The organism is Streptomyces sp. NPDC093018, from assembly GCF_040684035.1.
GTDB classification, from domain to species: Bacteria; Actinomycetota; Actinomycetes; order Streptomycetales; family Streptomycetaceae; genus Streptomyces; species Streptomyces murinus.
In genome coordinates this window covers 142,552-155,242 of the sequence record NZ_JBFBFF010000017.1, presented here as the reverse complement: position 1 = coordinate 155,242, position 12,691 = coordinate 142,552, and the positions used below count along the sequence as shown (strand labels likewise).

7 protein-coding genes are annotated in these 12,691 nt (G+C 74.0%); all 7 read left to right on the top strand.

The features are described from left to right. The first annotated feature begins 49 nt into the window (after window positions 1-49). Window positions 50-1,858, top strand: coding sequence for a TOMM precursor leader peptide-binding protein (locus AB0N90_RS30495; protein WP_365202113.1), 1,809 nt, complete (start codon window positions 50-52; stop codon window positions 1,856-1,858). A 121-nt stretch (window positions 1,859-1,979) separates the two neighbouring features. Beyond that, window positions 1,980-3,581 carry a nitroreductase family protein gene (locus AB0N90_RS30490; protein WP_365202077.1) on the top strand — a complete coding sequence of 534 codons (1,602 nt, stop codon included), beginning with the start codon at window positions 1,980-1,982 and terminating at the stop codon, window positions 3,579-3,581. A 224-nt stretch (window positions 3,582-3,805) separates the two neighbouring features. Further along, entirely contained in the window at window positions 3,806-6,493 is a 2,688-nt protein-coding gene (locus AB0N90_RS30485) for a lantibiotic dehydratase (RefSeq protein WP_365202111.1), read from the top strand. Next, window positions 6,490-7,575: a lantibiotic dehydratase C-terminal domain-containing protein gene (locus tag AB0N90_RS30480; protein WP_365202076.1), complete on the top strand. Its 1,086-nt coding sequence runs from the start codon at window positions 6,490-6,492 to the stop codon at window positions 7,573-7,575. The genes AB0N90_RS30485 and AB0N90_RS30480 overlap by 4 nt, the downstream gene beginning before the upstream one ends. A 1,427-nt stretch (window positions 7,576-9,002) precedes the next feature. Beyond that, window positions 9,003-9,962 (top strand): ABC transporter ATP-binding protein, encoded by a 960-nt coding sequence (locus AB0N90_RS30475; protein WP_365202110.1) that lies wholly within the window; start codon window positions 9,003-9,005, stop codon window positions 9,960-9,962. Then, entirely contained in the window at window positions 9,959-10,711 is a 753-nt protein-coding gene (locus AB0N90_RS30470) for an ABC transporter permease (RefSeq protein ID WP_128792697.1), read from the top strand. The genes AB0N90_RS30475 and AB0N90_RS30470 overlap by 4 nt, the downstream gene beginning before the upstream one ends. Continuing rightward, the gene (locus tag AB0N90_RS30465) at window positions 10,708-12,672 is read left to right on the top strand and encodes a TOMM precursor leader peptide-binding protein (protein WP_365202074.1); all 1,965 of its coding nucleotides are present in this window, start codon (window positions 10,708-10,710) and stop codon (window positions 12,670-12,672) included. Before AB0N90_RS30470 ends, AB0N90_RS30465 begins: the two co-directional genes overlap by 4 nt. Window positions 12,673-12,691 lie beyond the last annotated feature (19 nt).

Here is a 12,691-nt window from a genome sequence, read left to right as displayed (position 1 = left end):
CGCGCTCACCACCGCCCTCGCCGAGCGTCCGGGCACCCCGCCGGTAGCGGTGACCCCGCTCGGCGCCCGCGACGAACTCGCCGTCGGCGCCGACGAGTTCACGCGAGACGCGGTACCGGTCGGCCTGTACGGACATCACGCCCTGGTCGGTCCCGTACCGGCCGAGGGCGCGCCCGGCTGCCCCCGGTGCCTCGCGCGCCGCTGGCAGGCGGTGCGGGCCGGATATCTGCGGGACGCGCTGGAACGCGGCACCGGACCCCGGGCCACCGGCACCCCGCCCTGGCTGGCCGCCTTCACGGTGGACGCCCTCGCCGCGCTGGTCGCGGCGGTGGCCCGCGGCGACCGGGGCGGCCGGCACCCCTGGGTGTGGCTGCTGGACCTGGAGACCCTGCGGGTCTCCCGGATCGCGCTGGTGCCCGACGGCGAGTGCCCGTCCTGCGGAACCCGCAAGGAGGACACCGCCGAGGGCGCCAGGATCACCCTGGACCCCGGCACCAAGCACGACCCGGCCGACTTCCGCGCCCGCCCGCTCGCCGCGTACGACCTGGTGCCGGAGGCGTTCGTCAACCCCGTCACCGGCGCCCTCGGCCCCTCCTTCGCACCCGACCTGGCCTCCGCGTCGACCTCCTCGGTGATCGGCGCCTTCACCACCCGCTCGGGCGACTACCTGCGGGAGTGCTACTGGGGCGGCCACACCGACTCCTACGGCACCAGCGTGCGCGTCGGGGTGCTGGAGGGCCTGGAGCGGTTCGCCGGGATGCGGGCCCGCGCCAAACGGACCGTGCTCAACGCGAGCCTCGACGACCTCGGGGACCTCGCCGTCGACCCACGCGTCACCGGCCTGTACTCCGACGCCTTCCACGCCGCCGCCCCCGAGGTGCCGCGTTTCGCGCCGGACCGCCCGGTGGACTGGGTGTGGGGCTGGTCGCTGCGCGACGACCGGCCGGTCCTCGTGCCCGAGGTCGTCGCCTACTACCACGCGCCCGGCGGGATCCGGCGGCGCTTCGTCCAGGAGAGCTCCAACGGCTGTGCCTCCGGCGGCAGTCTGACCGAGGCCGTCTACCACGGGCTGATGGAGACCGTGGAACGCGACGCCTTCCTGCTGGCCTGGTTCGGCCGGCTCCGGCTGCCCGAGATCGACCCGGCGAGCAGCACCCGGGCCGCGACCCGCGCCATGGTCGACCGGCTGGCGATGTACGGCTACCGGGCCCGGTTCTTCGACACCCGCGTCACCTTCCCGGTGCCGGTGGTGACCGCCGTCGCCGAACGCGTCGACGGCGGGCCCGGACTGCTCTGCTTCGGCGCGGGCGCCTCCCTCGACCCCGAGGCCGCGCTCGCCGGGGGACTGTGCGAGATCGCCACCGACTCGGTCAATCTGCGCCGCCGCACCGCCCGCGACACACCCCGACTGCGGCGCATGGCGGGGGACTTCGGCGAGGTCCAGGTGCTGCACGACCACCCGCTGCTGTACGGGCTGCCCGAGATGGGCTGGTACACCGACTTCCTGCTGCGCGGCCGCGACGACGCCGAACGGGTGCCGCTCGCCTCCCTCGCCACCGGGAAGGGCGCCCTGTCGCCCGCCGCCGATCTGCGCACCGACGTGGCGGCGTGCGTCCGCGCCGTCACCGCGCACGGCTTCGATGTCGTCGTGGTCGACCAGACCTCCCCGGAACAACGGGACTTGGGCCTGCACACCGTGAAGGTCCTGGTGCCAGGTCTGCTCCCGATCGACTTCGGCACGAGCCGCCAACGCGCCCCGCTGATGCCCCGGATGCGCACCGCGCTGCGCGAAGCGGGCCTGCGGGAGTACGACTTGACGCCCGCCGACCTCAATCCGGCGCCGCACCCCTTCCCCTGACCCGACACCCCACGCCCCGACGCCCAGACCCCCTTGGCACGCCCAGACCCCCTTGGCCCCGACGCCCCGTGCGCGGCTCGGCAGCCGATCCCGACCACAGACAGCAGAAAGGGAAGTGACCATGGGATACGCCCATGAGTACGCGACCGCGGTGATGCGGCGGGGCAGGATCCCCATGGAACCCGCCGACTTCGTGCCCAACTGGTCCGACCGCCCCCGCAAGGGCAAGTTCTTCCCCGGCGCCCCCGTCCTGCCGCTGCCCGACGGCGGCTGCGCGGACGACGCGACGCTCGGCCGGGGCCTGTTCGGGGAGCGCGGCACCGGCGCGTTCAGCCTGCCGCTGCTCGGCGCGATGCTCCGCGACTCCTACGGACTGACCGGCCGCCGGCTCGCCGTCCAGGCCAACAGCGACCTCGGCTCCCTGCCGTTCCACACCCATGCCAACTGGTCGCGCGGCACCTCCTCCGGCGGCGGCCTCTACCCCATCGGCATCCACTGGATCAGCGGCGCGAGCGGCCCTCTCGCCCCCGGCGTCCACTACTACGACACCCCGCGCAACGCCTTCGCCAGGACCCTGTCCGGCGATGTCACCGGCGAGGTGCGGGCCGCCCTCGGCGATCTCGAAGAGGCCGCGGAAACCGACCAGTTCCTGGTGCTGGGCGTGACGTTCTGGCAGAACGCCTTCAAGTACAACAGCTTCTCCTACCACGTCGTCACGATGGACATCGGCGCCCTCCTCCAGACCTGGCGCATGTGGGCCCGCGCGCACGGGCTGCACATCGGGGCCGCGCTGTGGTTCGACGAGCCCCGCCTCGGCCGGGTGCTCGGCCTCGACCCCGAGGAGGACGGGGTGTTCGCGGTGGTGCCGTTGAAGTGGGAGAAGGCGGACGAGGACGACGCGGGCAGGGAGGCCGCTCCGGCCACCCCCGGCGCCCAAGTCCGCCAGGTGCCCGACGAGCGGTCCCGGCGCGTCCTGACCTTCCCGACCGTGCACGCGATCCACGCGGCCACCCTGGAAGGCGCCGCCGACCGCCCGGCACCCGGGACGCTGGACTCCGCGCTGGTCACCCCGCCCGGCCCCGGAGAGCGCGTCGCACTGCCCGCGCCGCTCGCGCTGGACGCGACCGTGCGCCGGGCGCTGCGCGAACGCCGCAGCAGCTTCGGCCGGTTCACCTCCGCCGCCCCGCTCGATCCGGCCCGGCTGTCCGCCGCGCTGGCCGCGGCCGTCGCCGCCGGCACCCTGGACACCGACGCGGAGACACCCGGTGCCGCACCCCTCACCCGGCAGTACGTCTTCGTCAACCATGTCCAGGGCATCGCGCCCGGCGTCTACGAACACGACCGGGAGACGAACGAGTTGGTCCTGATGAAGCCCGGCGACTTCGGCGGCTTCCTCCAGGAGAACTACTTCCTCGCCAACTACAACCTGGAGCAGGCCGCCGCGGTCCTGGTGCCCGCGGCCCGCACCCACACCGTCCTCGACACGGTCGGCGACCGGGGCCTGCGGCTGGTCAACGCCGTGATCGGCGCCACCGCGCAGGCCGTGTACACCGCCTCCTCGGCCGCGGGCATGGGCTGCGGTGTCGCGCTCGGCTTCGACTGCGTCTCCTTCGCGGAGGAACTCGGCCTCGCCGAGCGGGGCGAGATCCCGCTGCTCGTGATGATGATCGGCAACGAGGCACCCCGCCCGGCCGGTTACCGCTTCGACATCGTGGCCCCATGACCCGAGGACCCCGCCCCGCGCCCGGGGCGGCCGCACATCCCACAGGAAAGGGGGAGGGCGTGAGCCCGACCGCCACCACCCCGGCCGAGGACGTCCCCGCGCAGGACGGCCCGGGGCCCGACCCCTCGGTCTCACCGTCCGGCACCCCGGCCGCGCACACGTCGGCCGTGCCGCACGGGAACGTCCCCGCCGGAACCGCGACCCCGGCCCTGCACCACCGCTTCATGCTGCGCGTCTCCGGCCTCCCCGTGGACACCGCCCTCGCCCTGCGTGCCCCCGAGGCCGCCGACTGGGCCGTCCGCACCGCCGCCGAGCAGGACCGGCTCGCCGCGCTCGGCGCCCGGCTCAGCGATCCGCTCTCCGCCGCGGTCGGCGGCAGCGACGACGCGGTGCTGCGCCGCCGGCTGCTCGCCCTGCGCCGCCAGGTGTTCAACAACCGCCTTCCCGGGGACCTTTCGGCCGCCCGCGCGCTCGCCGAGAGCCTCGGCGGGGACACCGGTGCCGATCTCGCCGAGTGGCTGGAGGCCCGGGTCCGCTGGGAGGAGCTGCGGGCCGAGGGCGAGTCGGTGCTCGCCGCCGGGTTCGGCCGCACCCGCGCCGCGCTGCGCGAGCTGGCCCTGGACGACCGGCTGCGCCGGGGCCTGCTGCTGGCTTCGCCCACGCTGGAGGAACGCCTCGACGCGTTCGCCGCAGACCCGGCGCCGGTACCGGGCAAGCGCGCCCGCAAGATGGAGCGCTCCCTGCTGTCGTACGTCTACCGCACCGCCTGCAAGACCAGCCCGTTCAGCACGCTCACGGGCGTCGCCGTCGGCCGGTTCGGGGACGAGGGGGACGGTACGGCGCTCACGCGGGTCGGCGACGACTGGAGCGGCCACCCCCGGCTGAACGTCGTCGCGCTCGCCCGCCTCGCCGAACTCGTCGCCGCCGACCCCGCGCGCCGCGCCGACCTCCCGGTCGCCCTGGCCTCCGGCTGGAAACTGGACGAGGACCGCATCCGCTATGTCCAGCGGGCCGTCACGTCGGGCGACGACAGCGCCGCCGTCAGCTTCGACGCCGCCCAGGACCGGCTGTTCTTCCTGCGCCGCCAGGGCACCCTGGACGGCATGCTGGCCCTGCTGCACGACCACGAAGGACCGCTCAGACACGGCGAGTTGGCGCACTGGCTGGCCGAGACCACCGGGGCAGGCGCGGAGGAGGCCGAGCACTATCTCGCCGCCCTGCGCGACCTCGGCATGCTCCAGCTCCCGAGCCTCGCCACGGGGGTGCACAGCGGCGACCCGGTGCGCGCCTTCCAGCGGTCGCTGCGCGCCCTGGACCGGCCGTGGGCCGAGGCGCTCGCCGCCCGCCTGGACGGCCCCGCCGACCTCCTGGCCCGCTTCCCGGCGGCGGACGTCCCCACCCGCCGGGCCCTGCTCGGCGCGCTCCGGACGGAACTCCTCTCGCTCCAGAGCGAATTGGGCGCCGAACACCCCTCCCTCACACAGACCCTCGTCTACGAGGACGTCGCCGCCGGGACCACCACCGCCGACCTCGCCGAGTGGACGCGGCTCGCCGAGGGCCCGCTGCGTTCGCTCGGGCGGCTGCTGCCCGCCTTCGACGTGGCGCTGCCCCAACGCCTCACCCTCAAGGGCTTCTTCCTCGCCCGCTTCGGCCGCGGCGGACGCTGCGACGATCTGCTGCGCCTGGTGCACGACTTCCACGAGGACATCTTCCGGCAGTACCTCCAGTTCACCTCCGCCAAGGAGGACTTCCTGCCGGACGGCAGCCACGCCCCCGAGGAGAACTGGCTCGGCCTGCCCGAGATCACCGCACTGGACAGGGCCCGCGCCACCTTCACCGCCCGCATGCGCGAACGCTGGGCCGAACTCCCCTCGGACGCCGAGGAGTTCGTCCTGGACGACGCCCTCACCGACGAGGTCGCCGAAGCCCTCGGTGGCGCCGCCCCGGCGTTCCAGCCGCACAGCCACTTCCTCCAGCTGGCCCGCCGCGACGGCGACCCCCTGGTCGTCCTCAACGACTCCTTCGGCGGCCTCTGCTTCCCCTTCACCCGCTTCACCCACTGCTTCGACGACCCCGAAGGCCCCGGACTGACCGCCGCCATCCGCACCGAGCTGCCCGAACTGCTGCCGCCCGGCGCCGTGTTCGCCGAGGTCACCGCCGGATCGGCGACCACCAACCTGAATCTGCACGGCCGGTTGACCGACCACGAGATCGTCTGCCCCGGCGAGACCAGCTCGGCGCCCGAGGAGGCCCGCCTGCACCTGGACGACCTGTACGCCGTGCACGACGAGACCACCGACCGGCTGCTGCTGCGCTCGCGCCGCCTGGACCGCGAGGTCGTCCCGCTCTACCTCGGCTACCTGGTGCCCATGGTGCTGCCCGAGATCCCGCGCACCCTGCTGCTGTTCTCCCCGACCGCCCGCCCCAAACCGGACGTCTGGCGCGGAGTGCCCGCGGGACCCGAGCACGACGGAGTCACCCGGCGCCCCCGCGTCCGCCACCAGGGCCTCGTCCTCCAGCGCCGCTCCTGGACCGCCGCCGACGGACACCTCCCGCTGCGCGCCCCGGGCGTCACCGACGCCGACTGGTACCTCGGCTGGCACCGCTGGCGCGTCGAACACGGCCTGCCCGAGCGGGTGTTCGCCACCGTCCACGAGGAGCGCGAGGGCGAGGGGGCCGGCGGCTGGTTCGGCAGCGCCAAGCCCCAGTACGTCGACTTCGCGAGCCCGCTCTCCCTCACCGGACTCGAAGGCCTCCTCGCCGGAAAACGCGCCCGGACCGTGTTCGAGGAGATGCTGCCCGGGGAGGACGAGCTGCACGTCACCTCGCCCCGCGGCCGCCATGTCGCCGAACTCGCCGTAGAGATGCTGCCCGCCCCGGCCGGCCCGCACCGGAAGGACGAAGCCCGATGACCGCACCCACCCCCGCCGTGGACACCCCCGCCGTGGACACCATCGCCGAGGACGCGCCCGGCACCTGGCTCGCGGTGCACGTCTTCTACGCGGCCAGCCCCCGCCCGCTGCTCCTCCAGTGCGTCAAACCCCTGGTGGACACCCTCACCGAAGAGGGGCTGATCACCGGCTATTTCTTCATCAACTACTGGCTGGAGGGCCCCCATCTGCGGCTGCGCCTGAAACCGGCCCGCGCCGCAGACGCCGACACCGTCCGGGCGCGCACCCACGCCGCCCTCGACGCGTTCCTGCGCGAACGCCCCGCCCTCTACGAGGTGAAGGCGGGCTTCTTCGCCGAGCTGTACGAGACCCTGTTCACCCTGGAGTACAGCGAGGAGGAGCGCGCCCGGTTCCTCGGCCCCGACGGGCGGATGAAGCTGCGCCCCAACAACAGCTTCGAGGACCGAGACTACGAGCCCGAGTACGGCAAGTACGGCGGCCCCGCCGGAATCGCGCTCGCCGAATGGCACTTCCAGCACTCCAGCGACCTCGTCATCGAGGCCACCCGCACCATGAACCTCCATCTGCGCACGGTGCTCCTCGGCCTGTCCGCCCAGCTGATGATGGTCGTCTCCGGCACCTTCCTCGCCGCCGACGAGGCCCTGCTGACCTTCCTCGACCGCTACCACGGCTTCTGGAACAACGCGTTCAGCACCACCAACTACACCACCGACAAGGGCTATGAGCGGGCGTACGCCGCCATGGGCGAGCGGCTGCCCGAACGCTTCGGGCACATCCGCGAGGCGGTCGCCCGCGGGGAACTGGAGCGGCTCCCGGCCTTCCTGCGCGGCTGGGCCGAACACTGCGCCGAACTCCGCGACCGCGCGGCGCTGTCGGCGCGCCGGGGCGACCTGGTCTTCCGCTCCTTCGACGGCAGCCGCGACATCCACGCCACCGACCCGGCGCACGCCCTGCCGATGCTCCTGTCGCCCTATATGCACATGACCAACAACCGGCTGGGTATCACCGTCCGGGACGAGGCGTTCCTCTCCTACGTCCTCGCCCGCGCCCTGCGCGACGGCGCCCCGGAGGACACCAGATGACCACCGACGCCTTCCTGGCCGCCCGGCCGCGGGTGCGCCCCGACCTCGTCCTCGGCCCCAGCCTGCTGCGCGGCCCGACCCGCATCCATCTGCTGAAGGACCCGCGCACCGGACGGCGCCTGGAGGTCGGCGCCAAGGAGCACTTCATCATCACCCGGCTGGACGGCACCCGGTCCCTGGAGGAGATCGGGCAGGCCTACTCGGGCGCGTTCGGCACCCGGCTCGGCGAGGCCCAGTGGGGGCAGATGCTGCGCCTGCTCGGCACCCGGGGCCTCCTCGACGGCGGCCCCGCGCCCGTCGCGCCCACACCGGTCCCCACCCCCGCCGAGGGGCCGAGCGGCTTCCTGTCCGGACACACCAGGATGGTCGCCGACGCGCCCGCCCTCATGGACCGGCTGCACCGGCTCACCGCGCTGGACCGCAGGCCCGCCCTGCTGGCCGTGCTCACCGCGCTGGCCGTCGGTGTGCTCGCCGCCGTCGCCGTCAGCGCCGACACCCTGTGGCGGCAGACGGTGCACACCGCCGAACAGCCCGTGCTGCTGTTCGCCGTCGGCTGCGTCCTGTGGTGCAGCCTCGCCCTGCACGAGCTGGCCCACGGCCTGTTCGCGCGCACCTGGGGCGGCCGCGTCAGCGAGATCGGGCTGCGCTGGATCCTCGGCGCCACCTACCTCTACTGCCAGGTGGACGACGTCCAGTTCCTCGGCAGCCGGGCCCGCAAGGTCGCCACCGCCTGCGCCGGTGTCCTCGCCAACCTCCTCTTCCTGGTGCCGTTCTACGTCATCTGGCTGGTGCTCCCGGCCGATGCCCAGGCGCGGCCCGCGTTCGGCGCGCTGCTGCTGCTCGGCGTCGTCACCGGCCTCGCCAACCTGCTGCCGCTGGCACCGCTCGACGGCTACCGCGCCCTCGGCCACGCCCTCGGGGTCTCCGGACTCGCCGAGGGCAGCCGCACCTTCACCGCCCTGGCCGCCCGCGCCCTGCTGCGCCGCGGCCCCGGCCTGCGGGCCTACCCGCCCCGGCTGCGCCTGCTGTACGGCGGCTTCGCCCTGCTCACCGCCGCGCAGACGGCCGCGTTGCTGGCCCTCGCCGGGCTGGTCCTGCGCCATCTGCTGCCGGATGGCATGGCGCTCCTGGCCTGGTGGCTGCCGACCGGGCTGCTCGCCGCCGCCCTGCTGCTGTGGGGACTCGGCAACCTGGGCCGGCGGCTGCGCGGACGTCGTGCGGAAGGCCGTACCGAGAGCAGTGCGCAAGGCCGTACCGAGAGCCGCGCGCATGGCCGTACGGAGAGCCGTACCGAAGGCCGCGCCCAGGGCCCTGCCGAACACCGGACGCCGGGCCCCGCGCGGTCCGCCGCGCCCACCTCCCCGTCCGCGGGACCCGGTCAAGTCACCGGTGCCCGCACCCCGTTGGACCCCGCAAGGAAAGGCGAGATGAACGAACCCCACGCACAGACCGGGACCGCACCCGGCCCCGCCGGCGCCACCGAGCCGGTCGTCGTCCTCGACGGCGTGATCAAGCGGTACGGGGAGGTCACCGCGCTCGACGGCGTCTCCCTCACCGTGCGCCGAGGTGAGTTCTTCGGCATCCTCGGCCCCAACGGCGCGGGCAAGACCACCCTGGTGGAGATCGTCGAGGGCATGCGCGAGGCGGACGGCGGCACCGTCAGCCTCCTCGGCCAGAGCCCCTGGCCCCGGGACACCGCGCTGCTCGCCCGGATCGGCGTCCAGACCCAGGCCTCCGCGTTCTTCGCGCGGCTCACCGCGGGCGAGCATCTGCGCACCGTCGCCGCGCTCTACGGCATGGATCCGGACGCGGTGCGCATCGCCCTTGAACGGGTCGGGCTCACCGAGAAGGAGAACGCGCGCGTCGACCATCTCTCCGGCGGACAGCGCCAGCGCCTCGCCATCGCCACCGCGCTGCTGCACGAACCCGAGCTGATCTTCCTGGACGAGCCCACCGCCGCCCTCGACCCCGAGGCACGCCGCGAACTGTGGGCGCTGTTGCGCTCGTTGCGCTCCGAGGGCCGCACCATCGTGTGCACCACCCACCACCTGGACGAGGCCGAGGCGCTGTGTGACCGGGTGGCGATCGTGGCCGGCGGCCGGATCATCGCCCTCGACACCCCCCGGGGCCTGATCCGCGCCCTCGCCGCACCCGCCCGACTGATGCTGCCCGCAGCCGAGTTGACGGCCGAGGCCGCGCTCGCGCTGCCCGGCGTGGACCGGGCCACCGTCGAGGGCGACGAACTCGTCCTGGAGACCTCGGCCGTCAACCACGTCCTCACCGCGCTCGGCGACCTCGTCGACATCGAGTCGGTCACCGTGCGCACCGCCACCCTCGAAGACGCCTACCTGAGCCTCACCGGCCATGGAACGGAGCACCGCAGTTGACCGCCTACGCCGCACTGACCAGGGCCGGTTACGTCGCGAGCGTGCGCGACCGTACGACCCTCTTCTTCACCTTCCTCTTCCCGCTCGCCTTCCTGGTCCTCTTCGGCCTCATCTTCCAGGGCCAGCACGTCAACGGCGGAATGGCCTCCATCAACTACACCGCTCCCGGCGTCCTTTCGTGGGGCGTCGGCAACGCGTGCGTGTTCTCGGTCGGCTTCGCCCTGATGCAGTGGCGCCGCGACGACCTGCTGCGCCTCATCTGGCGCACCCCGACCCCGCTGCGCTCGCTGATCGCCTCCCGCTGGACCCTCGCCCTCGGTGTCGCCGCCGCGCAGACGGTGCTGTTCACCGCCGTGGCCCTGCTGCCGTTCTTCGGCCTTGAGCTGAACGGCCCCTGGTGGACGGGCATTCCGCTGCTGGTGCTCGGCGTCACCGCGTTCCTCGCCATGGGGCTGGTCGTCGGCAGCCTCGCGAACACCCCGGAGTCGGTCGCGGCCATCGCCAACCTGGTGATGGTGCCGATGGCCTTCCTGTCCGGCTCGTTCTTCCCCGACGACCTGATGCCGGGCTGGCTGCGCACGGTCGCCAAGGTGCTGCCGCTGCACTACCTCAACGACGGCCTCACCGACGCCATGGGCGGCCGCGGCGACCTCGGGGACATCGGCCTGGACTGCGTCGGACTCGTCGTCTTCGCCCTGATCTTCGGGCTGATCGCCACCCGGATCTTCCGCTGGAGCAACCGGACATGACCACCGTCACCGCCCCCGCCCCGGCGACGGCACCCCTGGAGGCCGCCCGCGCGGCCCTCCAGGACCGCCTGGCGGCCCGCGCCGCCGCGGCGGGCCTGCCCGCCCCCGCCGTCTCCCGCATCGGCGACACCAACGTCCTCGGCGAGCGGCCCGCCCCGGCCGCACCGGTGCCCCCGCACACGGCCGAGGTCCATCTCATAGCCCAGGCCGTGCTGTTGGGCCCCTGGGGCGGCACCGGCCGGGCCGGCCGGGCCTGCGGCGGCTGCCTCGCGATGCGCCGCCAAAGGCTGCGCACCCGCACCGAACGGGACGCGCTGGAGACCGGCACCGAGACCACGGTCGCCGGTCGCTGGCCCGCCCTGCCCGACCATCTGGTGGACGCCGTCTGGTCCCTGCACCGGCTCATCGCCACCGGCGGCGCCCGGCACGAACCACCGGGCCCCGACGCCGAGTTGCCCCGCGTCACCGAACTCGACCTGGAGACCCTCCAGGTCCGCACCTTCCCACTGCTGCCCGACCCGATGTGCCCCCACTGCCGCCCGGTGACCGGCGAAGCCGTGGCCGAGGCGGCGGCCCGGCGCACCGCGGGACCCATGACCTCCCGGCCCAAGTCCGGCCCCGACGAATACCGTTCGGGCCACCCCGGCGACTTCCCGGTGCCCGTCAAGGGCCTCGCGAACCCGGTCTGCGGGGTACTGGGCGGCGGCACCTGGATCGATGTGACCTCGCCCACCACCGCGCCGGTCGCGGGCAGCGTCTTCATGCGGGGCTACGCCGGACTCACCGACGTCACCTGGAGCGGCCAGGCCAACTCCTTCGCCCGCAGCCGGGAGCTGGCCTTCCTGGAGGGACTGGAACGCTACGCCGGCACCCACCGCCGGCACCGCGCCCCCGTCGTCACCGCCTCCTACGACGACCTCGGCGAACGCGCCCTGGACCCCCGCGCCTGCGGCCTGTACGCACCGCACACCTACGCCGAGGACCCGATGGTCCAGCCCTTCGACCCGGCCCGGCCGATCCCCTGGGTCACCGGCTGGTCGCTGCGCGACGAGCGACCCGTCCTGGTCCCCGCCCGGCTCGTCTACTACAGCGCGGGCACCCGCGAGGACAACTTCGTCTTCGAATGCTCCAACGGCTGCGCCACCGGCGCCAGCCTGGAGGAAGCGGTCTTCTTCGGACTGCTCGAACTCCTGGAGCGGGACGCCTTCCTGCTCGGCTGGTACGGCAATCTGCCGCTGCCGGAGATCGACCTGGACTCGGTCGGCGGCGCCCGGGTACGCGCGATGGCGGCCCGCGCCGAACTCCAGGGCTACGACGTCCATGTCTTCGACAACCGGGTGGACCTCCCGGTACCGGTCGTCACCGGCCTCGCCGTCCGCCGCGACGACGGACCCGGCACCCTGGCCTTCGCCGCCGGCGCCTCCTTCGACCCGGAGACGGCCGTGGAATCGGCACTCTCCGAGATCCTCACCTACATCCCGCACCTGCCCCGCCAGGTCGCCGAACGGCCCGCCGAACTTGCCTCGATGGCCGAGGACTTCGACAAGGTCGTCCGACTGCCCGACCACGCCGCCCTGTTCGGGCTGCCCGCCATGCGCGAGCACGCCCGCAGCTATCTGGCCCCGCCCCGAGTGGCCCCGCTCGCCGAGCTGTTCGCCGGCTGGGAGGAGCGCCGGCCGCGCACCACCGATCTGCTGGACGACGTCACGCTGCTGCGCGATCTGCTGGCCGACGCGGACTGCGATGTCATCGCCGTCGACCAGACCACCCCGGAGCAGCGGCGGATGGGGCTGCACACGGTCGCCACGCTCGCCCCCGGGCTGCTGCCGATCGACTTCGGCTGGCCGCGCCAGCGGGCGCCGCACCTGCCGAGACTGCGGACCGCGCCGTACCGCGCGGGGCTGGTGCCCGCCCCGCTGCGCGACGAGGACCTGCGGCTGGTGCCGCACCCCTTCCCCTGACCGGCCCCGGGAACGCGAA